Here is a 24,220-nt window from a genome sequence, read left to right as displayed (position 1 = left end):
TGCCCGAGCCGGGCTGGCCCCCTGCAGGGTCCCGCCGCGAGCTCGTGAGCGCGGTGGGGGGCAGGGGGTCCTCCTCACTGGGTGGCGGGGCCGCCCTGCTCGGTCCCGGAGATCTGCCTCAGGAACTCGTGGCAGCGCCGCGCCCGCGCGGAGTCCTGCTCCATGACCTCGCGGAAGAACGCCGCGATGTCCTGCAGGCCCGCGTTCTCCGCGTCGCGGACGTACTGGCCGTAGTCGTGCCCGGCCTTGAGCGAGTGGTACTGCACCGAGATCAGGTCGTAGGTCACGTCCTCGAAGCCGGTCTCACCGGTGGCCATCGCGGGCCCTCCTCCTCGCTGGGAACTCTGGGGTCCCGATTGGTGCCCGGTCGACGGGACCCGAAACGGACTCCTCCGTCTCGGGCCTCCGGTCTCAGGTGTTGGGGGTCTCCGACCACGCCCCGCCGACCACGGGAGGGCCGAACGCCTCGTCCTCGGGCAGCGCGCTCCCGGTCACGTCGCCCCCGCCGGCGTCGTCGGCGGCATCGCGCCCGGCTGCGAGCTCGTCCTCGCCGGTCGAGGCGGCGTCGTCCTCGGTGGAGGCGAGGTCCTCCCCCTGCCCGTAGGCGCCGGGGTCGGCCTGCAGGGTGCGGGGGTCGTTCATCGGGTCCGGGACGTCCGGGTCGGTGACGGTCATGGCCTCCGGGTGCCCGGCCGACCCGCGCGCCAACCCCCTGGCCAAACGCGTAACCAATGTGTTACACATCCTCCCGTGGAGGCGCTCGCGGCACTGGCCGACCCGACCCGACGCGAGCTGGTCGCCCTGCTGGCGCGGGGAGAACTGGCGGCAGGGGAGCTCGCGGAGCGGTTCCCGGTGAGCCGCCCGGCGATCAGCCGGCACCTGCGGGTGCTGCGGGAGGCCGGGCTGGTCCGCAGCCGGGTGGAGGGACGCCGGCGGCTCTACGCGCTCGACCCGCGCCCCCTGCGGGAGCTCGACGACTGGCTGGAGCCCTACCGCGACCTGTGGGCCCAGCGGTTCGACGCACTGGACACCGAGATCGCCCGCGGCCGGCGGGCCCGGAGGAGCGGAGAGACCCCATGACCGTGCAGGACGCGATGGCCCGCCGCGGCGTCGTCACCACCGAGGCCGACGGCCGGCAGCGCCTCGAGTTCCACCGCTCCTGGCCCGACCCGGTCGAGGACGTGTGGTCGGCGCTCACCGAGCCCGACCGGATGGCCCGCTGGATCGGCACCTACGACGGCGAGCGCGCCCCCGGCGGCACCGGCACCTTCACGATGACCCACGAGCAGGAGCCGGTGGGCGAGGCGATGGCGGTGGTCGAGTGCGACCCGCCGCGGCGCCTCGTCGTCTCCTGGGTGGGTCAGGACGACTGGACCGTCGAGCTGGACCTGTGGAGCGAGGACCGCCGGACCGTCCTCCGCTTCCGCCAGGTCTTCGCCGCGGACGCCGACGTCACCGACTTCGCCGCCGGCTGGCACTGGTACCTCGACAAGTTCGACGCCGAGGTCGGCGGGCGCCCCGTCCCGAGGGACTGGGACGCCTTCGCCGCCGACGTCGCCGCGCCGGTCTACGGACGTACGCCGGAGGCCTGACCCTCCGCTGCCGGCCTCCTCCAGGGCGTCCCCGAGCGTGCGAGGGGACCCGGGAGGGGGGCCTTCGTCTGGACCGGGTCGGGTCCGGTCCAGGGGCCCAGCCGGGTGAGCAGCCGGTCGCGCGCGGCCAGCCGCGGCCCGGCCTGCACGGGGTAGGCGTCGTAGCCGGCGGTGAGCTCGCGGGCGACGTGGACGGCGAAGTTCGGGTCGTCCTGCGCCTCGCGGGCCACCGCGACCAGGTCGGCCGAGCCGCCGGCGACGACCGCCTCGGCCTGCTGCGGGTCGACCAACAGGCCCACGGCCATGGTCGGGATGCCGGCCTGCTCGCGGATCGCCGCGGCGAAAGGCACCTGGTAGCCGTAGCCGATCGGGTGCTCCCAGCCCGCGCCGATGCCGCCGCCGGAGACGTCGATCGCGTCCACCCCGAGCGCCGTCAGCTCCCGGGCGAAGGCGATCGTGTCCTCCAGCGTCATCCCGTCGCGGGTGGCGTCGACCGCGGAGACCCGGACGAACAGCGGTTTGTCCTCGGGCCACACGGCTCGGACGGCCGCGACGACCTCGAGCGGGAACCGCATCCGGTTCTCCGGCGAGCCGCCGTACTCGTCGTCCCGCCGGTTGGTCAGCGGGGAGAGGAACTGGTTGAGCAGGTAGCCGTGCGCGGCGTGCACCTCGACCACCTCGTAGCCGGCCTCGAGGGAGCGGCGGACGGCGGCCACGAAGGCCTCGCGCACCTCGGCCATCTCCTCGACGGTCAGCGGGTGCGGGGCCGGCCAGCCCGCGCCCATCGGCACGCCGCTGGGTGAGACGGTCCGCCACGGCAGCTCCCCGGGGCGGGCGTCCTCCGGGGTCACCGGGCCGTCGCCGTCCCAGGGACGCTGGGTGCTCGCCTTGCCGCCGGCGTGCGCCAGCTGGATGGCCGGGACGCTGCCGTGCTCCCGCAGGAACGCGGCGACCCGGGCCAGGCCGGGCACCTGCGCGTCGGACCACAGCCCGACGTCCCCGTGGCTGATCCGGCCGTCGGCGGTGACCGCGGTGGCCTCGACCACCACCAGTCCGAAGCCGCCGAGCGCGAAGCGGCCGAGGTGCACCAGGTGGTAGTCGCCGACGACGCCGTCGGTCACCGAGTACTGGCACATCGGGGCCACGACCAGCCGGTTCGGGAGGGTGACCCCCCGGAGGGCCAGGGGGGCGAGCAGGGCGGGGAGGGTCGCTGCGGTGTCCACGGGGAGGGGCAACACACGACCCCACCAGGGACTTCCGTCCCGCTGGGTAGACGTCTTATACGTAACATCTCTCACGGTTACAGTGGACGTCCGCGCCGCTAGGCTGTCCCGATCCGGAACCCCACCGGCCCCCGTGGCGCCCAGGTGGCCCGGACGACAGCTGAGCACGACGAGCACCCGCGCCGGCGGCAAACCCCCCGGTCCACCCAGAGGATGGAGACGCCGTGACTTCCGTGGCCACCCCCGGTCTCGAGAACGCCCCGACCACCCACGCCCGGCTGCTGGCCTGGGTACAGGAGATGGCCGAGCTGACCACCCCGGACCGGGTCGTGTGGGTGGACGGCAGTGACGAGGAGTGGGAGCGCCTCACCCAGCAGCTGGTCGACGCCGGCACCTTCACCCGCCTGGAGAAGAAGCCCAACTCGTTCTGGTGCGCCTCCGACCCCCGTGACGTCGCGCGCGTCGAGGACCGCACCTTCATCTGCTCGGTCGACGAGGCCGACGCCGGTCCCACCAACAACTGGATGGACCCGGGCGAGATGAAGTCGATCATGACCGAGCTGTACCGGGGGTGCATGCGCGGCCGGACGATGTACGTCATCCCGTTCTGCATGGGGCCGGTCGAGGCCGAGAACCCGATGTTCGGCGTCGAGATCACCGACTCCGAGTACGTCGTCGTCTCCATGCGGGTCATGGCCCGCATCGGCAGCGCGATCCTCGAGGCGATGGGCACCGACCGCCCGTTCGTGCCGGCGATGCACTCCCTGGGTGCCCCGCTCGACGAGGGTCAGCAGGACGTGCCGTGGCCCTGCAGCGACACCAAGTACATCGTGCACTTCCCCGAGGAGCGCACGATCTGGTCGTACGGCTCGGGCTACGGCGGCAACGCCCTGCTGGGCAAGAAGTGCTACTCGCTGCGCATCGCCTCGGTGATGGCCCGCGACGAGGGCTGGCTCGCCGAGCACATGCTGATCCTCAAGCTGACCAGCCCGCAGCAGAAGACCTACTACATCGCCGCGGCGTTCCCGTCGGCCTGCGGCAAGACGAACCTGGCGATGCTCGAACCGACCATCCCGGGGTGGCAGGTCGAGACCCTCGGCGACGACATCGCCTGGATGCGCTTCGGCGAGGACGGCCGGCTCTACGCGCTCAACCCGGAGTTCGGCCTCTTCGGCGTCGCCCCGGGCACCGGCTGGCACACCAACCCCAACGCGATGCGCACCATCGACAAGGGCAACTCGGTGTTCACCAACGTCGCGCTCACCGACGACGGCGACGTCTGGTGGGAGGGCATGACCGAGGAGCCCCCGGCGCACCTGACCAGCTGGAAGAAGCAGGACTGGACGCCGGACAGCGACGAGCCCTCCAGCCACCCGAACAGCCGCTTCTGCACCCCGATCGGCCAGTGCCCGATCCTGGCGCCGGAGTACCAGGACCCCAAGGGCGTGCCGATCTCGGCGATCCTGTTCGGCGGCCGCCGCAAGACGACGATCCCGCTGGTCACCGAGGCACGGGACTGGAACCACGGCGTCTTCATGGGCGCCACGCTGTCCTCGGAGACGACGGCCGCGGCCACCGGCGCCGTCGGAGTCGTCCGCCGCGACCCGTTCGCCATGCTGCCGTTCATCGGCTACAACGCCGGCGACTACTTCGGCCACTGGGTCGAGACCGGCAAGCTGCACGACGCCACCAAGCTGCCGAAGATCTTCTACGTCAACTGGTTCCGCCGGGACGAGGACGGCGGCTTCCTGTGGCCGGGCTTCGGTGAGAACAGCCGGGTCCTCAAGTGGGTCGTCGAGCGCCTCGAGGGCACCGCCGCGGCCACCGAGACCGCCGTGGGCCACGTCCCGACGCCGGACTCGCTGGACGTCTCGGGGCTCGACATGACCCCCGAGCAGGTCGAGAAGGCCCTCGCCGTCGACAAGGACGAGTGGCGCGCCGAGGTCCCGCAGATCACCGAGTGGTTCCAGAAGTTCGGCGACAAGCTCCCCAGCACCCTGTGGGACGAGCTCGCCATCCTGGAGCACCGGCTCGCCTAGAGCCGGCCCCACAGGGCCCCGCACCGTCAACGGCGACGGGTGCGGGGCCCTGTGCCGTCCCAAGGGCCGCCCGCCAGGGGCCCGCTGGCCCCGTCCCGGGTCCCGCCCGAGCGGAGCGCGAGGAGGGGAGGACGGGGTCCTCCTACGACACGTGGGGGGAAGGCGGCCCTCTGACGACGGCGACCGGCGCGGGGCCCTGTGCCGTCCCGGGGCGAGCGAGCCGAACCGGCGCGGCCGCCGCCGGGCCGCGGCCGCGCCGGTCGGTTAGCGTAGATCGTCGTACCGGAGCCCCTCCACCTGAGACGACAGGTCGTCCTCCCCGTGCTCAACCCGTACCTGCACGTGCTCCGCACGCCGCACGCGCTGCCGATGGTGCTGGCCGCCTTCATCGGCCGCCTGCCGCTGTCGATGGTCGGACTCGGCTCGGTGCTGCTCATCGCCTCCGAGACCGGCAGTTACGGGCTCGGTGGGGCGGTCGCCGCGACGGGGGCGGTCACGACCGCGATCTCCGGACCGCTGATCGGCCGCTGGGCCGACACCCACGGCCAGCGCCGCACGCTGTTGCCCGTGGTGGCCGTCTTCGTCGCCGCCGGCTGCGTGTTCCTGCCCGCGGTCAAGGAGGACTGGCCGCGGTGGGTCCTGTTCGCCTCGGCCGGGCTGGCCGGAGCCTGCATCCCGCCGGTCGCCTCGATGATCCGGGTGCGCTGGACCCACCTCCTGCGCGGCACCCACCGCCTGCCGGCCGCGCTGGCCATGGAGTCGGTGATCGACGAGTTCGTCTTCATCGTCGGCCCGGTGCTGGTCACCTTCCTGTCCACGACGGGTCACGCCACCTCCGGCGTCGTGACCGCCTTCGTCCTGGCCGTCGTCGGCAGCCTGTTGTTCGCCGCCCAGAGCCGCACCGAGCCACCGCCGCACGGGCACGTCGCCCGCACCGGGCCGTCGGCGATCCGCAGCCCGGGCATCCGGGTGCTGTTCGTCGTGGGTGCCGCCGTGGGAGCCATCCTGGGCAGCCTGGAGATCGCCCTGGTCGCCTTCGCCGACGAGATGGGCGCGATGCCGCTGTCCGGCGTCCTCATCGCGGCGCTCGCGGTCGGGTCCATGGCCAGCGGCATCGGGTGGGGGAGCGTGCACTGGCGGCAGCCCCTGCGGCACCGGTTGGTCGCGGTCCTGGGGGTGCTGACCGTGCTGAGCCTGCCGCTCTTCCTCGTCCGGAACGTCTGGCTGATGATCCCGTTCGTGGTGCTCGCCGGACTGGCCGTCTCGCCGTCCCTGATCAGCTCGTTCACGCTGGCCGAGGTCCTGGTGCCGCGCTCGGCGACCACCGAGGCCTTCACCTGGATCGGCACGGCGCTGGGCCTGGGTGTCGCGGTGGGGTCCTCGGCGGCCGGCAAGCTGGTCGACACGGTCGGGGCCAACAGCGCCTTCCTGGTGGCCACCCTCGCCGCCGCGATCGCCACGGCGGTCGTCGCGGCCACCCAGCGGCTGCTGCACGTGCCGGCCGAGCACGCCGCCGAGCCGGCGATGGCCCGCTGACGTCGGTCAGGACGGCGCCCGTGGAGACACCGCCCGGCCCCCGGCCCATCGACGAGGTGCTCGAGGAGACACGCGGCCGCCTGCACCGACTCGAGCCGGTCGAGGCCGCGGCGCGGATGGCCGCGGGCGCCCTGCTCGTGGACACCCGTCCGGTCGCCCAGCGGGAGGCCGACGGCGAGGTGCCCGGCGCGCTGGTGGTGGAGCGCAACGTGCTCGAGTGGCGGCTGGACCCGGCCAGCGACGCGCGGCTGCCCGAGGCCACCGGCCACGACGTCGAGGTCATCGTGCTGTGCAACGAGGGCTACGCCTCCAGCCTCGCCGCCGCCTCGCTGCAGGCACTGGGCCTGCACCGCGCCACCGACGTCGTCGGCGGCTACCAGGCCTGGGCCGCGGCCGGCCTGCCCACCACCCGGGACGGCGAGCGCTGACCCGCGTTCGGCCCGCTGCTGGCGGTGGCCGGCAGCTGCGCGTCCCGCCCGAGCGCCTGGGGCGCTGGCTGGACGGCGTCGCCACCCGGCACGGCACCTTCGCCGCCGTCGAGCTCGTCGACGGGGCGGTGCGGGTGACCTGCGCGGACACCACCGAGGTCACGCTGCGCGCGCCGTTCGGCTGGCGGGCCGGGCCGGCGCTGCTCTCCTCGTTCAGCGCGGCGGTCCGGCAGCCGCACCACGCCGCCGTCCTCCTGGTCCGCCGCGGACGGTGGGCTGTCGGGGTGTTCGACGGCGTGGACCTGGTGGTCTCCAAGGTGGACGCCCGCCAGGTCCAGGGGCGGACGGCGGCCGGCGGCTGGTCGCAGCAGCGCTTCGCCCGGCGCCGGGCCAACCAGACCGACGCCGTGGTGGGCGCGGCGGCCGAGACCGCCGTCCGCGTGCTGGGCCCGCACGCCGACGAGGTTGAGGCGCTGTTCACCGGCGGCGACCGCGGCCTGGTGGACGACGTCCTGGCCGATCCGCGGCTGCGGGCGCTGGCCGCGCTGCGCCGCGGCCCGGCCCTCGAGGTCGGCGACCCCACCAAGGCCGTGCTGCTGGACACCCCGTCGCAGTTCCGCGCGGTGGAGGTGCACATCGTGGAACCGGGCGAGAGGTCGGCCTGACGTCCCCTCCCGTCCGCCCCGGCAGCTGGGGCCTTTCCCCTTCCTCCCCGGCCACCGCCGCGGGTAGCGTCCTCCGACCGTGTCCTCCGCATCGAGCGAGACGACCACCACCGCGGATCCCGTCCTCACCGCCGAGCGTGCCCACCTGGCGCGCGCGGCCGACTGCCTGACCGTCATGCGCGCGAGCGCCTCCGCCGTGGTCGACGCCGGCGTGGACGCCTGGGCCTCCGAGCGGCTCGGCGCCGCCCGCGCCGAGCGGCTGCGGGCGCTGGCCGCCGACCCCGGTGTCCCGCCGTTCTTCGGGCGCACCGACACCGACACCGAGACCTTCCACATCGGCCGCCGGCACGTGCGCGACGCCGACGGCACCCCGGTCGTCATCGACTGGCGGGCGCCGATGAGCCGGCCGTTCTACCGGGCCAGCGCCGCCGATCCGCAGGGCCTGGTGCTCCGGCGCCGCTTCGGCTTCAGCGGCGGCGAGCTCACCAGCTACGAAGACGAGCTGCTGGGGACGGGGGAGGAGTCGGCCCCGCTGCAGGGGCCCGCCGCCGGCCCTCCTGCAGGGTCCCGCCGGGAGGGTGCGAACGGTGGGGGGCAGGGGGGTCCTTCCCCGGTGGGGGGCAGTGGGGTCCTCCACCTGCTCGAGGAGATCGAGCGCCCGCGATCCGGACCGATGCGCGACATCGTCGCCACCATCCAGCCCGAGCAGGACGCGATCGTGCGGGCGCCGCTGGCCGAGTCGATCTGCGTGCAGGGCGCTCCCGGCACCGGCAAGACCGCCGTCGGCCTGCACCGCGCGGCCTACCTGCTCTACACGCACGGCGGCCAGCTGGCCCGCACCGGCGTCCTCGTCGTCGGGCCCAACCGGGCGTTCCTCCGCTACATCGAGCAGGTGCTGCCCACCCTCGGCGAGGTCGACGTCGAGCAGACCACCGTCGCCGAGCTGACCGCCCGGGTGCCGGTGCGCGGCGTCGACGCCCCGGAGGTCGCCGTCCTCAAGGGCGACGCCCGCCTGGCCGAGGTGCTGCACCGCGCGCTGTGGGGCTCGATCGCCAAGCCGGTGGACGACGTGCAGGTGCCGCTGGCCGGGCGCCGCCGCCGGGTGCCGGTCGAGCGGCTCAAGCGCCACGTCGACGACCTGCGCCGCCGTGGCCGGGCCGGCGAGGACCAGCAGGTGCTGCACCACGCCGCCGGCCGGGAGCGGCTGGCCATGCTGCTGGCCGAGGACGCCCGCCGGCAGGCCGAGGCCGCCGGCGGGAGCCCCACGGACGCCGAGACCCGCAGGGCCGCCCGCAGCGCCGAGGTGCGCGCGTTCTGCGACGCCGTGTGGCCGGCGTGGGACGCGGCGGAGCTGGTGCACGCCCTGCTCACCGACCCCGCGGTCCTGGCCCGGGCCGCCCGCGGCGTGCTCGACGGGGCCGAGCAGGCGCTGCTGCTCCGCCCGGCCGGCCCCCTGCGCGGAGCCCCCTGGACGGCGGCCGACGCGGTGCTGGTCGACGAGGTCGCCGGCCTGCTGGAGCGCACCGCCGGCTACGGGCACGTGGTCGTCGACGAGGCGCAGGACCTCTCGCCCATGCAGTGCCGCGCGATCGCCCGCCGCCTGGCCGCCGGGTCGCTGACCGTGCTCGGCGACCTCGCCCAGGCCACCAGCCCGTGGTCGGCGGCCGACTGGGACCGCACGCTGGCCGGCCTGGGCCGCCCGGACACCGCCGTCCGGCCGCTCACCCGCGGCTACCGCGTGCCCGGCGAGGTGCTCGCGTACGCCAACCGGCTGCTGTCGGTGATCGCGCCGGGTCTGCCGGCCGCCACCGCGGTGCGCCGCGGCGCCGGCTCGCTGCGCATCCGCGCCGACGGCCCGCTGCCCGAGGTGGTCCGCGAGCTCACCGCGACGCCGGGCTCCATCGGCGTCGTCTGCGCCGACGCCGCGGTGTCCGAGGTGGCCGCCGCGCTGGTCGCCGCCGGCCTGCCCGCGGCGGTGCTGGGGGACGACGGCGACGCCGGACCGCTCGCCGTCGTCCCGGCTACCCTGGCCAAGGGCCTGGAGTTCGACGCCGTCGTCGTGGTGGACCCCGCCGCGATCGCCGCCGCCGAGCCGCGCGGACTGCACCGTCTCTACGTCGTCCTCACCCGGGCGGTGAGCACGCTGGTGGTGCTGCACGCCGGGGACCTGCCGGGACTGCTCGCCGCGTGACGCGTGTGCCGTGCGGGTCCGCCCGGCCCGGCCCGCACGGCGCGGGTCGTTGTGGCCGACGCCGATCCTTGATCAAGTGGCACTCCACGGAAGGGGGCCCATGGACCTGCGCACCGACGCACGGGTCAGGACGCTGCTCAAACTCGCCGCCACGGTCGTGGTGGCCGGAGCACTCGTCGCGGGACTGCTCTTCCCGTGGGTCGGCGGACCCGCCGTGGCCGCCCAGCAGTCGACCAGCCTTCTCGGCGACCTCCCCACCGAGCTGACCGTCGACACCCCGCCGGCCAACACCGTGCTGCTGGCCGCCAACGGCGAGGTCATCACCTCCTTCTACGAGGAGAACCGCGCCCCGGTGACCGGCGACCGCATCGCCGAGGTCATGAAGCAGGCGATGGTCGCGATCGAGGACGCCCGGTTCTACGCGCACCACGGCCTCGACGTGCAGGGCACCACCCGCGCCCTGCTGACCAACATCGCCGCCGGCGGTGTGCAGGAGGGCGGCTCGACGCTCACCCAGCAGCTGGTCAAGCAGACCCTGCTGCAGACCGCCGACACCCCGGACGAGCGCCGCGCGGCCACCGAGCAGACGCTCGGCCGCAAGCTGCGGGAGGCCCGACTGGCGCTGGCGCTCGAGGACGCCTACTCCAAGGACGAGCTGCTCACCCGCTACCTGAACATCGTCTACTTCGGGCGGAACGCCTACGGTGTGCAGCCGGCGGCGCAGGCCTTCTTCGGCGTCGACGCCGCCGCCCTCACCCTGCCGCAGGCCGCGCTGCTGGCCGGCCTGGCGCAGAGCCCGACCCAGGACGACCCCTTCACCAACCCGGAAGCGGCCACCGCGCGCCGCAACGAGGTCCTCTCCCGGATGGCCGAGCAGGGCCTGGTGCCCCCGGCGGACGCCGCCGCCGCGCAGGCCGCGCCGCTCGGCCTCAACCCCGCCCCGGCGCCGCGCCGCGGCTGCGTCGAGGCCACGGTCGGTGCGTTCGTCTGCGACTTCGTGCAGCGCTACCTGATCCAGGAGCTGGGCCTGACCCAGCAGCAGCTGGACAACGGCGGCTACGTCGTCCGGACCACGCTGGACGCCGACCTGCAGCGCGCCGGGGACGCCGCCGTCCTCGAGACGCTGCCCATGGGCAACTCACTGGCCGGCATGTTCACCGCCGTCGAGCCGGGCACCGGCCACCTGCTGGCGATGAGCGTCAACCGCGTCTTCGGCTACGACCAGGCGGACCCGGCGCAGGAGTCGTTCAACCTCAACCTCGCCGCCAGCAAGGGCTCGGGCTCGACCTACAAGGTCTTCACCGCCGCGGCCGCGCTGGACCGGGGCTACTCCGGCTACTACACGCTGACGACGTCGGACCCCTACGTCTCCCGCGTCTACCGCGACGGCGCCGGCCGCTACGACGTCGAGAACGCCGGCACCTTCCGCCCGACGCTGGACCTGACCACGGCGCTCTACCAGTCCTCCAACACCTACTTCCTCGCCCTCGAGGACGCCCTGGGCAGCGTCGAGGAGCCGGTGCGCATGGCCGAGCGGATGGGGCTGTTCCAGTTCAGCGACCCGGCCCTGCCGCAGCAGATCATCGACGAGAACCGCGGGTCGTTCACCTTCGGCGCCGAGGCCACCAGCCCGCTCGCCCTGGCCAGCGCCTACTCCACGCTGGCGGCCGGCGGGACGCAGTGCGACGTCGTCCCGGTGACCGCGGTGCTCGACCAGCACGGCGAACCCGCGGTCGGGTCGGACGGCGAGCCGCTCGCGGTCGGCGACCGCTGCACCCCCGAGGCGATCAAGCCCGGCGTGGCCAACACGCTCAACCAGATGCTGCGCAAGGACGTCGAGCCGGGCCACTCCGGCGCGACCGGCACCCGCGCGTACGTCCCGGGCCACCAGATCGCCGGCAAGACCGGGACGTCGCAGGACAACGACTCGATCGCGTTCGTCGGGTACACCCCCGAGATCACCGCGAGCGTCATGGTGCTCAACCCCAAGGAGAAGCAGAACGTCGGCGGCTTCGGCGGTGGCAAGGCGGCCACGGTCTGGCGCAACGCGATGGCGCCGGTCCTGGAGGCCCGCGGCAGCGGCGAGTTCCCCCCGGCCGACGAGGTCGTGATGAACGGCAACACCCGGCCGGTGCCGGGCTGCACCTCGGTGCGGGCCTGCCGCGCGGCGTTGTCCGACGCGGGCTTCGAGCACAGCACTGTCGAGGTGGACAGCTCCCGGCGCGCCGGCGTCCTGCTGGGCACCAGCCCGCCGCGCGGCGCCCGGGCGGTGCCGGGCCAGGTCGTCTCCATCCTGGTCAGCAACGGTGAGGACTACGTGGCACCCAGGCCGGAGCCCGAACCGGAGCCGGCGCCGCGGTCACGGCAGCCCGAACCCGAGCCGTCCGTCGAGCCGGAGCCGGAGCCCGACCCCGAGCCCGTCGAGCCGACCCCCGAGGAGGGCCGGGACGCCGGCGATGACGAGGATGAGGACACGGCTGAGGGCTGGAACGGGAACGGGTATCAGGACGGGGGTGACGAGGAGGACGAGGGCTGAGCTCCCCTGCGGAGCCGGTCGTCGAGGGACTGGGTGAGCAGCCAGCCCGCGATCACGACCAGGTGCAGCAGGAACAGCCACAGGCTGATCGCCACGACCGCGCCGACGACGGTCAGTCCGCCGAAGGGTGCCCCGAGCGCCAGCGGCAGGGCCAGGAAGACCACGAAGCCCTGCAGGAAGCCCGACAGGCAGGCCGCGGTGAAGAGCACGCCGGACACCAGGGCCGGCCACCGCAGCTGCCCGGCGGCGACCACGCCGAAGCCCCACAGCAGCGGCACGGTGAGCGCGAACAGCACCGAGTAGTAGCCGACGAAGAAGCTGCCCAGGGTGCTGTCCCGCTCGGTCAGCTCCAGCATCGCCGAGGCCGCCAGCAGCAGCGGGTACATCAGCAGCGGCGTGGCGAGCACCAGGGGCAGCGCGAGCAGCCGGCCGCGCCAGCCGGTCAGCCGGTCCTGGCGGGGGGTGAAGCGCAGCAGCGACCGCCGCAGGCCCTCGCCGTAGAACGACAGCGGGACCAGGGCCAGGACGAAGCCGAGCGGGTCCAGACCCGTGCCGGCCTCGGCCAGCGTCCGCAGCGCCCCGGGGGCGCCCAGCTCGGGGGGCAGCAGCTGGGCCAGCCGGTCGCTGAGCCCGCGCACCCGCTCGGCCGAGGTCAGCAGGGCGGTCAGCGAGAAGGCGACCAGCAGCGCCGGCACCACGGCGATGCCGGCGTAGAAGGTCAGCCCGGCGGCGATCAGCGCGACGTCCCGCCCGCGCAGCCGCCTCGCGGCCCCGCGCAGCAGCGCCTGCGACTCGGCGCGCAGGCGGCGCGCCGTCCAGGCCCGCCTCAGCACCGGTCCAGCAGGGCGCGGGCGGCCGCGTAGCCACCCAGGCCGCTGACCGCGCCACCGCGCACGGTGCCGCCCGAGGAGGCGGCGACCACCCGCGGGTGCGCCGTCCCCACGCCCCAGGTACCGACCTCCTCCGGCGTCGCGGCGACCGGCCACGACAGGTCGCCGTGGAAGATGTGCCCGCCGGGCATGGCCAGCGACGCCTCGACGTCCAGCGGCGAGGCCGCCTGCAGGCACGGCCGGCCCTCGGCGTCCCGGGCCAGGCAGTCCACCAGCGGCTCGTCCAGGTGCGCGTCGAGCTGGGCCACGACCCGGCGCACCGCCTCGTCCCGGACGCCCTCGGGGTCGCTCCGGAACAGCGCCGCCGGGGTGTGCAGGCCGAAGAGGGTGAGGGTGTGCCAGCCGGCCTCCCGCTCGGCCGGGCCCAGCACCGTCGGGTCCGTCAGCGAGTGGCAGTAGACCTCGAAGGGGACGACCTCCGGCAGCCGCCCGGCGCCGGCCTGGGCGTGCGCCGCGTCGAGCTGGGAGGCCGTCTCGTCGACGTGGCAGGTGCCGGCGAAGGCGACCGCCGGGTCGGTGTCCGCCCCGTGGCCCGAGCGCAGCCGGGGCAGCCGCGCCAGCACCATGTTGACCTTGAGCTGGGCGCCGTCCGTGGAGGGGGGCGGGGACGCACCGAGCAGGCGGTCGAGGACGGCCGGGGCGGCGCCGCCGACCACCCAGCCGGCGTCCACCGCCCGCTCGGTGCCGTCGTCGTCGGTCCAGTACACGGTCGCGCCGTCGTCCCGCGGCTCGACGGCGGTCACCTCGGCGCGGCTGACCAGCTCCGCGCCGGCGCCGCGCGCGGCGGCGGCCATCGCGCCGGTGACCGCGCCCATGCCACCCACCGGGACCCGCCAGCGCCCGGTGCCGTTGCCGATCACGTGGTACAGGAAGCAGCGCCCGGCCAGGCCGTCGGCGGCGTGCACGTCGGCGTACGTGCCGATCAGCCCGTCGGTGAGCGCCACCCCGCGGACGACGTCGTGCGACAGCGCGTCGGCGACCACGTCGGCCAGCGGGCGCTCGCGCAGGTCGTGCCAGAGCTGCGGGTCGCGCAGCCGCCCGGCCAGGTCGGCCGGCGAGAGCAGAGGTTCGGTCAGTGTCGGGGCGAGGTCCTCGGCCAGCGTGGCGACCCGGCCGTAGAACCGCTGCCAGGCCGCCAGCTCGGCGTCGGAGCCGGTGAGCGCCCGGAAGGACGCCGCGGTGGCCGCGCCCTCGTCCCGCTCCACGAGCAGCCCCGGCCCGCCGGGGACGGCGGTGTACGAGGCGACCGCGCGGTCGGCCAGCGTCACCTGCAGATCGAGGTCGGCCACGATCCGGTCGGGCAGCAGGCTCACCAGGTAGGAGTAGGCCGACAGCCGGACGTCGACGCCGGGGAACACCTGCCGGCTGACCGCGGCGCCGCCGACCTCGGCGAGCCGCTCGAGCACCAGCACCGACCAGCCGGCCCGGGCCAGGTAGGCCGCGGCGACCAGCCCGTTGTGCCCGGCACCCACGACGACGGCGTCGTACCTGCGCGCATCCACCGGCGGACCGTAGCCGGAGGCCCCTGTGGTCCTGTGCCGTGGTCAGCTCTGGCCGTCGTCCTCCTGGTCGGTCTGCTGCTCGTTGTCCTGCTCCGTGTCGTCGCACTGCTGCTGTTCGCTCGCGCCGGCCTCCGCGGCGCCGCACTCGGTGGTCCCCCGGTCGACGTCGGTGTTGCCGCCCTCGCCGGCGCTGCTGCACCCGGTCAGCGCAGCGGCCAGAGCCAGCGCGACCAGGGGTCGCTTGAGATCCATGCCCCCTGCGTGCCCCGCGGCACGCCCGGTGAACCCCGTCCGCCACACCCGCCTCACTCGCCACGGGCGGCCTGGGAGTTGAGTCGAGATCCGACCAAATCACACCTCGGTGATTGTCACGGCGACGTCACGGCCCTTACGGTGAGTACATCCGCAGGGGCGTTCCGTCACCAGCCTGGGTGACACCCCGCGGATGCCGCCGAGCCGGCGCTCCCCTCCCCGGGAGCGCGGGGCCGGGGACCCACCGAACCACTGGGGTGGAGCGCGCGCCGGGCTCGTCCGGCCGCGCCGGGCTCGTCCGGCCCGAACCCGTCAGCTGACCCGGTAGGCGGCCGTGGATGAACGGAGTGCCGCCGCACCATGGCGACCCCTCGCAGCGCCCGCCGCGCCGCCCTCGTCCTCGCCGGCGCCATCGGCCTGGCCGTCGCTCCCGCCCCGGCCGGCGCCGAGGAGCCCACCACCGCCGCGGAGGCCGCGGCCCTCGTCGCCGCCCGCGGCCACGAGCTGGAGGTGCTCACCGAGGAGTTCAACGAGGCGCGCGAGGCGCTGGCCGGCCAGCAGTCGGCGGCGCAGGCCGCCGCCGCGGCGGTCACCGAGGCGCAGAAGGCGGTCGCCGCCGCCCAGGACTCCGTCGTGGGCGTCGCCCGCACCGCCTTCACCGGCGACACCATGGGCTCGTTCCAGGCGTTGATGACCAGCGACTCCGCCGACGAGTTCGTCAACCGGGTCACGCTGCTGCAGGCCGTCGCCGGCCACCAGGGCGAGCTGCTCGAGGCAGCCGTCACCGCCGGCGAGACCGCCGCACAGGCGCAGGTCGTGGCCGACCGGGCCGCCGCGGAGGCGCAGACGCAGTACGACGCGGTCGCCCGTCAGCAGGCGGACCTGCAGGCCCAGATCGCCGAGTACCAGGCCGACTACGCCCGGCTCTCGGCCGAGGAGCGGCGGGCCGCCCTCGAGGCCGCCGCCACCGCCCACGGTGCCGGCGACGACGGCCGCGCCAGCCGTACCCAGCGCGACGAGCCGACCGCGGCGTCCTCCGCCCCCGTGGCGGTCTCCGGCGGTTCGCTCCAGGCGGTCGTGGACCGCGCGCTGGCCCAGCGCGGCAAGCCGTACGTGTGGGCGGCGTCGGGGCCGGGCTCCTTCGACTGCTCGGGCCTGGTGCAGTACGCGTTCCAGGCGGCCGGGATCAGCCTGCCGCACTCCAGTCGCATGCAGTCGCAGACGGGCACCCCGGCGTCCCGCGCCGAGGCCCGCGCCGGCGACCTGGTCGCCTTCTACAGCCCGGTCAGCCACATCGGCATCTACCTGGGCAACGGGCAGATGGTGCACGCGCCCACGTCCGGCGACGTCGTCAAGATCGCCAGCGTCGACGCCATGGGCGCGACGCCGAAGTTCAACCGCGTCGCCGGCTGAGGCCCGGCCCCCCTGCAGGAGCCCGCCGCGAGCTCGCGAGTGGCGGGGGCAGGGGGTCCCTCAACGCTCGACCTGCTGCAGCAGGCCCCAGACGAAGCGGGCGCGGACGCCGCCGGGCAGGTGCACCTCCCAGCGCGTGACCACGCCGGGGTCGACGCTCGTCGCGCCCCGCAGGCCGACCACGTCGTCCAGCGTGTGCTCCCACACCCGCAGCCGGGCCGGGGTGGCCCGCGGCACGGGCGGTCCCGGGCCCCGCACCAGGTGCTCCTGCAGCACGCTGCCGCCCGGACCGGTGAGCACCTCCCAGTACAGGTGCGGCCACAGCGGCAGGGGCCAGCGGCGCACCTCCAGGTCGAGGTCGCCGAAGCGGCGGTCCTCGGTCTCCTCGGGCGGGCCGAGGACGGCCGAGCGCAGCGCCAGCCCGCGCTGCGCCCGCGGCGAGTGCTGCAGCGCCTGCCAGCGGGTGTGCGCCGCGTGCGCCTCCGCGCGGGTGGCACCCAGCCGGGGCAACGCCTCGGCGACCAGGTCCGGCCGCAGGTCGGCCATCCGGCGCAGCAGCACCAGGCAGAACTCCCGCCGCGCCAGACCCCGCACGGCCGCCGACCCTGCCACGGGGGGACGACGGTGGCGCGGGTCACCGCGACCGGCGCGCCCGGGGCACCGCGGCGTCGGGGACCATGGGCGGCGTGACCCCGCGCGCCGTCGCCCTCGCCTTCCGTGCCGTCGCTCTCGCCGAGGCGTGCTCCTGGGTGGGCCTGCTGTTCGGGATGTTCGTCAAGTACGTGCTGGCGACCTCCGAGCGCGGTGTGCAGATCTTCGGCCCGATCCACGGCGGCATCTTCGTCGCCTACGTCGTCGTCGCGGTCGTGGCCGCCCGGGTGCTGCGCTGGAACGCGGGCACCACGCTGCTCGCCCTCGCCGCGTCGGTGCCTCCGCTGGTCACCCTCTGGTTCGACCGCTGGGCCACCCGCACCGGCCGACTGCCCGTGCCCGAGGCGGCGCCCACCTCCTGACCCACGGCTCGCTAGCGTCAGGACCCGTGTCCGACGCCGTCCTGCCGTCCACCGCCCGCCTGCTGCTCGCCCGCACCGCCCGCGTGCAGCGCGACGGACGGGCGCCCAGCCTCGTCGCGGGCGTCGTCCGGGACGGCGGGCTGGCCTGGTCGACCGGGCGCGGCGACGTCCCCGAGCCGCACACCGACGTCCAGTACCGGCTGGGGTCGATCAGCAAGACCGTCACCGCGGTCGCCGTCCTGCGGCTGCGCGACGAGGGCCGGGTGCACCTCGACGACCCGCTCGACCGGCACGTTCCCGGCACCCCGCTCGGGGACCGCACCGTCGGCCAGCTGCTCGCGCACGTCGCCGGTGCCGCCGCGGAGAGCCCGGGCGCGTGGTGGGAGCGTGCCCCCGGCGGCTCGCTGGCGGACCTGCAGCTGGCCCCCGAGCACGTCGTCCTCGGGGCCGCGCGCCGCTTCCACTACTCCAACCTCGGCTTCGGCCTGCTCGGCGAGCTGGTGGCGCGGCTGCGCGGCCGGTCCTGGGAGGACGTCGTCCGCACGGAGGTGCTCGAGCCGCTGGGCATGACGCGCACGACGCCGCGGCCGGTCGCCCCCGCCGCGGAGGGGCGCGCGGTGCACCCGTGGGCCGACGTCGTCCTGCCCGAGCCCGAGCACGACGCCGGCGTGATGGCCGCCGCCGGGCAGCTGTGGGCGACGCTGGCCGACCTGGGACGCTTCGCCGCCTTCCTGCTCGGCGACACGGGCGACGTCCTCGACGCCGCGACGCTGGAGGAGATGACCGTGCCGGCGGGCGTGGACTCCTCCGCGCCGGGCTGGTCGGCGTACGGGCTGGGCGTGCAGGTGCTGCGGGTCGACGGGTGCACGCTGGTCGGCCACGGCGGCTCGATGCCCGGCTTCCTCGCCGGTGTCTTCGTCGACCGCGACGAGCAGACCGGCGCCGTCTCGCTGGCCAACACCACCGCCGGCCTGGACCCGCTCCTCCCCGGCCTGCTCGCCGACCTGCGCGCCGCCGAGCCGCGGGTCGTCGAGGCGTGGGTGCCCTCGCGGCCGCCGGTCCCCCTGGAGTGCCTCGGCATCTGGTACTGGGGCCCCGGGCCCTACGCGCTGCGGGCGCTGCCCGGTGGCCTGCTGCACCTCGGTCCGCTGCCGGGCCGCGCCGGGCGGGCCAGCCGCTTCGCCCGCCGGGACGACGGCACGTGGGTGGGCCTGGACGGCTACTACGCCGGCGAGCCGCTGCGGATCGCCGAGGACCACCTGGACCTGGGCACCTTCGTCTTCACCCGGCAGCCCTACGACCCCGACGCCCCGGTGCCCGGTGGGGTGGACGAGGGCGGCTGGCGGGCCTGACGCGGGGGTCGGCCCCGCCCGCCGGCCCGTCCCGCGAGATCTGCACAGTGGTGGCGATCCCGTGGCTGACGACCACCACTGTGCAGATCTCGCGGGAGGTCAGGGCCGGTCGAAGGCGTCCATCGTCGTCTTCACGACCGCGCCGTAGGCCAGGTGCGGGACGATGTCGCTGGCCCAGTCGGTCGCGGACCAGGTGCGGGGGTCGGTGATGCCGAGCACGGTCATCGGCCCGTTGGCGACGACCAGCACCCCCAGCGTGGTCAGCAGCGTGCCGACGAGCGGCCGGGACCGGTAGCCGGCCGCACGCACCAACCCGACGACGACGCCGACGCCGACGCCGGCCACCAGCCCGGTGATCGGGCCCAGCCCCTGGATGCGGTTCTGCCGCTTGTCGCCGTCGCCCGGGATCGGCACGTGCGCCTTCGCGGCCAGCTCCTCGACGGTCCGCTCGGGGGTGGAGCTCGTCGGGCGGCCGCGGACGGTCATGTCGAGGTACGTGACGGCGTTGAGCGCGGTGCTGCCCGCCGCCCCGGCCGCCGCTCCGCGCAGGGCCCAGCCCGCCACGCTGATGCCGCGTCGTCCCTTGCCGATGGTCCCCAGCGGGGTGCGCTTCGCCATCCGCCCGGTCTACCCCCGTCCGACGGCGGGGTACACCCAGGTCAGCGCGGCACCGGGCGGCACAGGAACTCGGCCACGAGCCGCGCGCAGCGCTCGACGGTCTCCCGGTGCTGCACCTCGTAGCCGTGGGTGGACAGCGTCGGCAACGACAGCAGGGCCGCTCGCGCGGCCTGCCCGCTGCTCGTGGACTGGCTGGCGTCGGAGTCGTAGGCCTCCCAGACCGCCGCCCGCGGGTCCAGGCCCAGCTCGCGGCCGAGGGCCAACAAGTGGTCGGCGACCGGCTTGTCGTAGACGACGGCGTCGTCGGCGTAGGCGACGACGGGCCCGGAGTCGGCCGGCACCTGGTACTCGGCCTCGGCCGGGCCGACGTCGAGGGCGAGGGTGAGGTCGCCGGGCAGCGTCCGACTGGCGTACGCCGCCCCGATCCCGCCCATCTCCTCCCCGGTGGTGCAGACCAGGTAGGCGTCGGCCGACGGGCGGTGACCGCCCTCACGCAGCCGGCGCGCTGCCGAGACCAGCGCGGTGAGCGCGGCACGGTCGTCGAGGAAGTAGCTGCCGACGAAGTCGCCGAACTCGACCAGCGACCGGCGGCTCCGGTGCACGCAGACCCGCGTGCCCGGGTGCACCCCGGCGGCGTCGAGCTCCTCGGCGGTGCGGCCGGTGAAGGCGTACGCGTCGCCCCACTGCATGGCCCGGTCACCGGCGTCGGGCTTGGTCTGCCAGACCTGCGCGGTCTCCTGGGTCGTGTGCTCGGAACCGAGCAGCAGGACGGCGGTGAGCTGCTCGGCGTCCCCCAGGACGGTCAGCGGGCCGAGGCCGAAGTTGCCCGGGTACATCGTGCCCAGCTGGGACAGCCGCAGTGTGCCGTCGGGCTGCACCCGCTTGACGATCATCGCCAGCTCGTCCATGTGGGCCGTCACCCGCACGACCGGCGCCGCCGCCTGCCCCGTGCCGCGCAGCAGCCCGACGACGTTGCCCGCCGGGTCGACCGTCAGCTCGTCGACCAGCGGCTCCAGCTCACGGCGGCAGATCGCCCGGACGTCGTCCTCCTGGCCTCGCGGGCCGTAGGCGGAGAGCAGTTGCTGCAACAGGTCGCGGTCATCGGGGCGCACGACCGGCCCCCCTACCCCGTGCGGTCCCCGGTCTACCCGGCCGCCCGGCGCCGCAGGAGCCGGCCGCCCACGAACGCCCCCACGAGCAGGACGGCGACGGCTCCCTGCACGGCTGCGTCGGGGAGGCCCGCGGACAGCTCGGTGCCGGCCTCCCCGGGCTCCGGGGGGCTCGCGCCGGTCAGCATCTGCACCTCCGCCGCGGCCGGAGCCGTCCACGGGCCCGTCCCGCCGCACAGGTCGGCCGTCAGCCGGTCGCCCTGCCGGGTGGCGAAGACCAGGAAGGGCCCGGCGCCGCTGAGCTCGAGGCCGCACGAGGCGCCGGACGCGGCCGAGACCACGCCCTGCCGGGCGGACACCTCGCCGACGTAGACGGTGTCGACCGCGAAGACGTGCAGGGCCGTGCCGTCGTCCTCCTCGCGGGAGACCAGCCGGCCGCTGAACACGGCGTCGGCGGAGGCGAGGGCGTCGACCGTCGTCCCGGCCGCGCAGCTGCAGGCCGACGCGGGCGAGGCCGGCACCCATCCGGCGAGCACGAGCAGCAGGGCGGCGAGCAGCCCGGTCGTCCAGCGGCGCACGCGCCCAGCATCCCGCGGCCGGCGGACCGTGGCGGGCTGCCGGCGTCCCCGCTGGGCTGACCCGCCGGGCACCACCGCCATCCACGGATGCTCTCCCCCTGCCCACCATGTGGGGCAGGGGGAGAGGTGCGGCCGGACGAGGTGGGCTCCGGGCCAGCAGCAGGTCCGAGGCCGTGGTCGTCTCTCCGCGTGCCGTGGCGCGGCGACGTCCCGCGCCGCACGCTGGGCGGCATGGAGGACGTCGGGGTACGGCTGGAGCAGGCGATCGACGCGCTGCTCGACGGTCGACGGGCCGGCGCGACGATCTGCCCCTCGGAGGCGGCCCGCGCGGTGGACCCGCACGGCTGGCGGGAGCTCATGCCCGCGGCCCGCGCGGCGGCCGGGCGGCTGGCCGCGGCCGGGCAGGTGGAGGTCACCCAGCGCGGCGAGGTCGTCGACGTCGCCACCGCCCGCGGCCCGGTGCGGGTGCGCCGGCCTCAGCCCTGACCGGCGGCCCGGGACAACAGCGGGCCCATGCGGTGGTCGACCAGCCGGCGCAGCGCGAGCGCGGTGTCGGTGCGCTGGACGCCGGGGATGGCCAGCACCCGATCGGTGATCCGCCAGAGGTCGTCGGCGTCGACCGCGACCACCCGCACCAGCAGGTCCGCGACGCCCGACAGCGCGGTCACCTCGAGCACCTCGGGGATGTCCGCGAGCGCGTCCCCGACGTCGGCCAGGCTGCGCTGCACCACCTGCACGGTCATGTACGCGCCCAGCCGGTAGCCCAGCGCCTCGGGGCGGACGCGGTGGTCGAAGGGCGCCAGGGCGCCGCCGGACTCCAGCCGGGCGAGCCGCACCTGCACGGTGTTGCGTGCCAGGCCGAGCCGCTGCGACAGCGCCATGACCGTCGCGCGCGGGTCCTCCGCCAGGGCCTGCAGCAGGCGGGCGTCGGTGGCGTCGAGATCGGGCACGTCGCTCAGTCTGACAGGCCGGAGGACCCCATGACCGGTCATCGTGCGCAATCCGTTCGGGGGACCTTGCGCAGATCGCTGGGCAGGTGTCTCCTCCATCACAGGCCGGGTCGTGCCACGATGTGTGAGTGGCGCCACACCCGGGTGCCACGAGACGTCCACACCGCCCGCGCGGCCCGGCGACCCCGGCCGCGGCGGACGACGGCGAGGAGGAGCACGTGAGCGTGTCCAGTGCCACCGAGGTGGTCGACCCGGTACCGGGTGCGGAGGCGCCGCACCTGCCCCGGCAACCCGACCTGGTCCAGCTGCTGACCCCCGAGGGCGAGCGGGTCGAGCACCCGGAGTACGCGATGGACCTCGACGACCAGCAGCTGCGCGACCTCTACCGCGACCTGGTGCTGGTCCGCCGGTGGGACGTCGAGGCCACCGCCCTGCAGCGCCAGGGCGAGCTGGGCATCTGGGCCTCGCTGCTGGGCCAGGAGGCGGCCCAGGTGGGCGCCGGCCGCGCTCTCCAGCCCGGGGACCACGCCTTCCCGACCTACCGCGAGCACGGCGTGGCCTGGACCCGCGGGGTCGACCCGCTGCACGTCATGAGCCTCTTCCGCGGCGTCGACAACGGCGGCTGGGACCCGGTCGCCACCCGCTTCAACCTCTACACCGTGGTCATCGGCGCGCAGTGCCTGCACGCCACCGGCTACGCCATGGGCGTCCAGCGGGACGGCGCCGAGAGCGCCGTGCTCGCCTTCCTCGGCGACGGCGCGACCAGCCAGGGCGAGGTCAACGAGGCGATGATCTGGGCGGCCAGCTTCTCCGCCCCGGTCGTCTTCTTCTGCCAGAACAACCAGTACGCCATCAGCGTCCCGCTGGAGCGCCAATCCCGGGTGCCGCTCTACCAGCGCGCCGCCGGCTTCGGCTTCCCAGGCGTCCGGGTCGACGGCAACGACGTCCTCGCCGTCCTGGCGGTGACCCGGGCGGCGCTCGCCGCCGCCCGGGAGGGCCAGGGCCCGACGTTCATCGAGGCGTTCACCTACCGGATGGGCGCGCACACCACCTCCGACGACCCCACCCGGTACCGGCTGGCCAGCGAGCTGGAGGAGTGGAAGCTGCGCGACCCGATCGCCCGCGTCAAGGCCTACCTGTCCCGCAGCGGCGTCGCCGACGCCGACTTCTTCGCCGCCGTCGAGGCCGAGGCCGACGAGCTCGCGGCGCGGATCCGCAGCGGCACCACCGAGATGCCCGACCCACCGGGGACGGCGATGTTCGACCAGGTCTACGCCGAGCAGACGCCGCACCTGGCCGCGCAGCAGGCCGAGTTCGAGGCGTACCAGGCGAGCTTCGAGGGAGGCGGGCACTGATGGCCGAGACGCTGACCATCGGCAAGGCGCTCAACCTCGGCCTGCGCCGGGCCATGGAGGACGACGCCAAGGTCGTGCTCATGGGGGAGGACATCGGCCGGCTCGGCGGGGTCTTCCGGATCACCGACGGCCTGCAGAAGGACTTCGGCGAGGACCGCGTCGTCGACACCCCGCTGGCCGAGGCAGGCATCCTGGGCACCGCCGTCGGTCTGGCCATGCGCGGCTACCGGCCGGTCTGCGAGATCCAGTTCGACGGGTTCGTCTTCCCGGCCTACAACCAGATCGTCACCCAGGTGGCCAAGATCCACGCCCGCTCCCGCGGGAAGCTGGCCATGCCGGTCGTCATCCGGATCCCCTTCGGCGGCGGCATCGGCGCGGTGGAGCACCACAGCGAGAGCCCCGAGGCCTACTTCGCGCACACGCCCGGCCTCAAGGTGGTCGCGGTCAGCAACCCGGTCGACGCCTACTGGGGCATCCAGCAGGCCATCGCGCACCCCGACCCGGTCGTCTTCCTCGAGCCCAAGCGCCGGTACTGGGACAAGGCCGAGGTGGACACCACCGCCACGCCGGACCCGCTGTTCGCCTCCCGCGTCGTCCGCGGCGGGGACGACGTCACCGTGCTGGCCTACGGCCCGATGGTGAAGACGGCGCTGCAGGCGGCCGAGGCGGCCGCGGAGGAAGGGCGCTCGCTGGAGGTCGTCGACCTGCGCACGCTGTCCCCGCTGGACCTCGACCCGGTGGTCGAGTCGGTGCGGCGCACCGGGCGCTGCGTCGTCGTCCACGAGGCGCCGGTGACCCTCGGCCTGGGCGCGGAGATCGCCGCGCGGGTGACCGAGGAGTGCTTCTTCTCCCTCGAGGCGCCCGTGCTGCGGGTGGGCGGCTACGACACGCCCTACCCGCCGTCGAAGCTCGAGGAGGAGTACCTCCCCGACCTCGACCGGGTGCTCGACGCCGTCGACCGCGCGATGGGCTTCTGAC

General features: G+C 75.2%; 25 protein-coding genes. 14 read left to right on the top strand and 11 right to left on the bottom strand.

Translation table 11 applies throughout. The features are described 5' to 3' along the window. Nucleotides 1-74: 74 nt before the first annotated feature. Both ACU610_RS18490 and ACU610_RS18485 read right to left on the bottom strand, forming a co-directional pair. Nucleotides 75-317: a hypothetical protein gene (locus ACU610_RS18490; protein ID WP_012950835.1), complete on the bottom strand. Its 243-nt coding sequence runs from the start codon at nucleotides 315-317 to the stop codon at nucleotides 75-77. 94 nt (nucleotides 318-411) lie between these two features. Beyond that, nucleotides 412-675: a hypothetical protein gene (locus ACU610_RS18485; RefSeq protein WP_446769156.1), complete on the bottom strand. Its 264-nt coding sequence runs from the start codon at nucleotides 673-675 to the stop codon at nucleotides 412-414. A gap of 75 nt (nucleotides 676-750) precedes the next feature. Here ACU610_RS18485 and ACU610_RS18480 point away from each other — a divergent pair, with 75 nt between their 5' ends. Beyond that, a complete protein-coding gene (locus ACU610_RS18480; RefSeq protein ID WP_446769155.1) occupies nucleotides 751-1,080 on the top strand; it encodes an ArsR/SmtB family transcription factor in 330 nt (109 codons plus the stop codon). After that, nucleotides 1,077-1,592: an SRPBCC family protein gene (locus ACU610_RS18475; protein ID WP_446769154.1), complete on the top strand. Its 516-nt coding sequence runs from the start codon at nucleotides 1,077-1,079 to the stop codon at nucleotides 1,590-1,592. Before ACU610_RS18480 ends, ACU610_RS18475 begins: the two co-directional genes overlap by 4 nt. Here ACU610_RS18475 and ACU610_RS18470 read toward each other — a convergent pair. Continuing rightward, nucleotides 1,568-2,815 carry an NADH:flavin oxidoreductase/NADH oxidase gene (locus ACU610_RS18470; protein ID WP_446769153.1) on the bottom strand — a complete coding sequence of 416 codons (1,248 nt, stop codon included), beginning with the start codon at nucleotides 2,813-2,815 and terminating at the stop codon, nucleotides 1,568-1,570. The two genes, ACU610_RS18475 and ACU610_RS18470, sit on opposite strands and share 25 nt — an antisense overlap. A gap of 224 nt (nucleotides 2,816-3,039) precedes the next feature. Between ACU610_RS18470 and ACU610_RS18465 the strand changes: the two genes are divergently transcribed. From ACU610_RS18465 to ACU610_RS18440, 6 genes are all read left to right on the top strand, one after another. Then, nucleotides 3,040-4,854, top strand: a complete 1,815-nt coding sequence (locus tag ACU610_RS18465; RefSeq protein ID WP_446769152.1) for a phosphoenolpyruvate carboxykinase (GTP) — start codon at nucleotides 3,040-3,042, stop codon at nucleotides 4,852-4,854. A gap of 321 nt (nucleotides 4,855-5,175) precedes the next feature. Continuing rightward, nucleotides 5,176-6,390, top strand: a complete 1,215-nt coding sequence (locus tag ACU610_RS18460; protein WP_446769151.1) for an MFS transporter — start codon at nucleotides 5,176-5,178, stop codon at nucleotides 6,388-6,390. Between the two features lie 20 nt (nucleotides 6,391-6,410). After that, the gene (locus ACU610_RS18455; RefSeq protein ID WP_446769150.1) at nucleotides 6,411-6,818 is read left to right on the top strand and encodes a rhodanese-like domain-containing protein; all 408 of its coding nucleotides are present in this window, start codon (nucleotides 6,411-6,413) and stop codon (nucleotides 6,816-6,818) included. Then, entirely contained in the window at nucleotides 6,815-7,483 is a 669-nt protein-coding gene (locus ACU610_RS18450; protein WP_446770732.1) for an acVLRF1 family peptidyl-tRNA hydrolase, read from the top strand. The genes ACU610_RS18455 and ACU610_RS18450 overlap by 4 nt, the downstream gene beginning before the upstream one ends. 79 nt (nucleotides 7,484-7,562) lie before the next feature. After that, nucleotides 7,563-9,674: a HelD family protein gene (locus tag ACU610_RS18445; RefSeq protein WP_446769149.1), complete on the top strand. Its 2,112-nt coding sequence runs from the start codon at nucleotides 7,563-7,565 to the stop codon at nucleotides 9,672-9,674. Nucleotides 9,675-9,774: 100 nt separating this feature from the next. Further along, nucleotides 9,775-12,210 (top strand): transglycosylase domain-containing protein, encoded by a 2,436-nt coding sequence (locus ACU610_RS18440; protein ID WP_446769148.1) that lies wholly within the window; start codon nucleotides 9,775-9,777, stop codon nucleotides 12,208-12,210. Here the strand turns inward: ACU610_RS18440 and ACU610_RS18435 are convergent. Genes ACU610_RS18435 through ACU610_RS18425 form a run of 3 tightly spaced genes read right to left on the bottom strand, consistent with a single transcriptional unit; the run spans nucleotide 12,177 to nucleotide 14,854 of the window. Beyond that, nucleotides 12,177-13,043 carry a YhjD/YihY/BrkB family envelope integrity protein gene (locus tag ACU610_RS18435; RefSeq protein WP_446769147.1) on the bottom strand — a complete coding sequence of 289 codons (867 nt, stop codon included), beginning with the start codon at nucleotides 13,041-13,043 and terminating at the stop codon, nucleotides 12,177-12,179. The two genes, ACU610_RS18440 and ACU610_RS18435, sit on opposite strands and share 34 nt — an antisense overlap. Continuing rightward, a complete protein-coding gene (locus ACU610_RS18430; RefSeq protein WP_446769146.1) occupies nucleotides 13,037-14,602 on the bottom strand; it encodes a phytoene desaturase family protein in 1,566 nt (521 codons plus the stop codon). The genes ACU610_RS18435 and ACU610_RS18430 overlap by 7 nt, the downstream gene beginning before the upstream one ends. 42 nt (nucleotides 14,603-14,644) lie before the next feature. Beyond that, nucleotides 14,645-14,854 (bottom strand): hypothetical protein, encoded by a 210-nt coding sequence (locus ACU610_RS18425; protein WP_446769145.1) that lies wholly within the window; start codon nucleotides 14,852-14,854, stop codon nucleotides 14,645-14,647. A gap of 360 nt (nucleotides 14,855-15,214) precedes the next feature. Between ACU610_RS18425 and ACU610_RS18420 the strand changes: the two genes are divergently transcribed. Continuing rightward, entirely contained in the window at nucleotides 15,215-16,267 is a 1,053-nt protein-coding gene (locus ACU610_RS18420; RefSeq protein ID WP_446769144.1) for a C40 family peptidase, read from the top strand. A gap of 60 nt (nucleotides 16,268-16,327) precedes the next feature. Here the strand turns inward: ACU610_RS18420 and ACU610_RS18415 are convergent, their stop codons facing one another. Next, a complete protein-coding gene (locus ACU610_RS18415) occupies nucleotides 16,328-16,861 on the bottom strand; it encodes a hypothetical protein (RefSeq protein WP_446769143.1) in 534 nt (177 codons plus the stop codon). Nucleotides 16,862-16,944: 83 nt separating this feature from the next. Between ACU610_RS18415 and ACU610_RS18410 the strand changes: the two genes are divergently transcribed. Both ACU610_RS18410 and ACU610_RS18405 read left to right on the top strand, forming a co-directional pair. Then, nucleotides 16,945-17,280 carry a DUF3817 domain-containing protein gene (locus ACU610_RS18410; protein WP_446769142.1) on the top strand — a complete coding sequence of 112 codons (336 nt, stop codon included), beginning with the start codon at nucleotides 16,945-16,947 and terminating at the stop codon, nucleotides 17,278-17,280. A gap of 26 nt (nucleotides 17,281-17,306) precedes the next feature. Further along, nucleotides 17,307-18,632 (top strand): serine hydrolase domain-containing protein, encoded by a 1,326-nt coding sequence (locus ACU610_RS18405; protein WP_446769141.1) that lies wholly within the window; start codon nucleotides 17,307-17,309, stop codon nucleotides 18,630-18,632. A 99-nt stretch (nucleotides 18,633-18,731) separates the two neighbouring features. On the opposite strand, the gene ACU610_RS18400 is transcribed toward ACU610_RS18405, so the two are convergent. From ACU610_RS18400 to ACU610_RS18390, 3 genes are read right to left on the bottom strand one after another with little or no spacing between them, the layout of a single operon-like run. Next, nucleotides 18,732-19,250 (bottom strand): hypothetical protein, encoded by a 519-nt coding sequence (locus ACU610_RS18400; protein ID WP_446769140.1) that lies wholly within the window; start codon nucleotides 19,248-19,250, stop codon nucleotides 18,732-18,734. 41 nt (nucleotides 19,251-19,291) lie between these two features. Next, on the bottom strand, nucleotides 19,292-20,362 hold the full coding sequence (locus ACU610_RS18395) for a M42 family metallopeptidase (RefSeq protein ID WP_446769139.1): 1,071 nt from the start codon (nucleotides 20,360-20,362) through the stop codon (nucleotides 19,292-19,294). A gap of 32 nt (nucleotides 20,363-20,394) precedes the next feature. After that, a complete protein-coding gene (locus tag ACU610_RS18390; RefSeq protein WP_446769138.1) occupies nucleotides 20,395-20,937 on the bottom strand; it encodes a hypothetical protein in 543 nt (180 codons plus the stop codon). 189 nt (nucleotides 20,938-21,126) lie between these two features. Here ACU610_RS18390 and ACU610_RS18385 point away from each other — a divergent pair, with 189 nt between their 5' ends. Then, entirely contained in the window at nucleotides 21,127-21,423 is a 297-nt protein-coding gene (locus tag ACU610_RS18385; protein ID WP_446769137.1) for a DUF3253 domain-containing protein, read from the top strand. Here ACU610_RS18385 and ACU610_RS18380 read toward each other — a convergent pair. After that, nucleotides 21,414-21,887, bottom strand: a complete 474-nt coding sequence (locus ACU610_RS18380) for an Lrp/AsnC family transcriptional regulator (protein WP_446769136.1) — start codon at nucleotides 21,885-21,887, stop codon at nucleotides 21,414-21,416. The two genes, ACU610_RS18385 and ACU610_RS18380, sit on opposite strands and share 10 nt — an antisense overlap. A 218-nt stretch (nucleotides 21,888-22,105) precedes the next feature. Between ACU610_RS18380 and pdhA the strand changes: the two genes are divergently transcribed. Together pdhA and ACU610_RS18370 are read left to right on the top strand one after the other, a co-directional pair. Then, nucleotides 22,106-23,242, top strand: coding sequence for a pyruvate dehydrogenase (acetyl-transferring) E1 component subunit alpha (pdhA, locus tag ACU610_RS18375; protein ID WP_446769135.1), 1,137 nt, complete (start codon nucleotides 22,106-22,108; stop codon nucleotides 23,240-23,242). Then, nucleotides 23,242-24,219 (top strand): alpha-ketoacid dehydrogenase subunit beta, encoded by a 978-nt coding sequence (locus tag ACU610_RS18370; protein WP_446769134.1) that lies wholly within the window; start codon nucleotides 23,242-23,244, stop codon nucleotides 24,217-24,219. The genes pdhA and ACU610_RS18370 overlap by 1 nt, the downstream gene beginning before the upstream one ends. Nucleotide 24,220: the final 1 nt, after the last annotated feature.

Source organism: Geodermatophilus sp. URMC 61 (assembly GCF_052931555.1).
This window is presented reverse-complemented; position numbering and strand designations above follow the sequence as displayed.

Bases quoted from the DNA above. Each gene is read 5' to 3' on its own strand.
- ACU610_RS18490 (WP_012950835.1), bottom strand. From the start codon at position 317: ATGGCCACCGGTGAGACCGGCTTCGAGGACGTGACCTACGACCTGATC.
- ACU610_RS18485 (WP_446769156.1), bottom strand. From the start codon at position 675: ATGACCGTCACCGACCCGGACGTCCCGGACCCGATGAACGACCCCCGC.
- ACU610_RS18475 (WP_446769154.1), top strand. From the start codon at position 1,077: ATGACCGTGCAGGACGCGATGGCCCGCCGCGGCGTCGTCACCACCGAG.
- ACU610_RS18440 (WP_446769148.1), top strand. From the start codon at position 9,775: ATGGACCTGCGCACCGACGCACGGGTCAGGACGCTGCTCAAACTCGCC.
- ACU610_RS18425 (WP_446769145.1), bottom strand. From the start codon at position 14,854: ATGGATCTCAAGCGACCCCTGGTCGCGCTGGCTCTGGCCGCTGCGCTG.
- ACU610_RS18420 (WP_446769144.1), top strand. From the start codon at position 15,215: ATGGCGACCCCTCGCAGCGCCCGCCGCGCCGCCCTCGTCCTCGCCGGC.
- ACU610_RS18410 (WP_446769142.1), top strand. From the start codon at position 16,945: ATGGGCGGCGTGACCCCGCGCGCCGTCGCCCTCGCCTTCCGTGCCGTC.
- ACU610_RS18400 (WP_446769140.1), bottom strand. From the start codon at position 19,250: ATGGCGAAGCGCACCCCGCTGGGGACCATCGGCAAGGGACGACGCGGC.
- ACU610_RS18370 (WP_446769134.1), top strand. From the start codon at position 23,242: ATGGCCGAGACGCTGACCATCGGCAAGGCGCTCAACCTCGGCCTGCGC.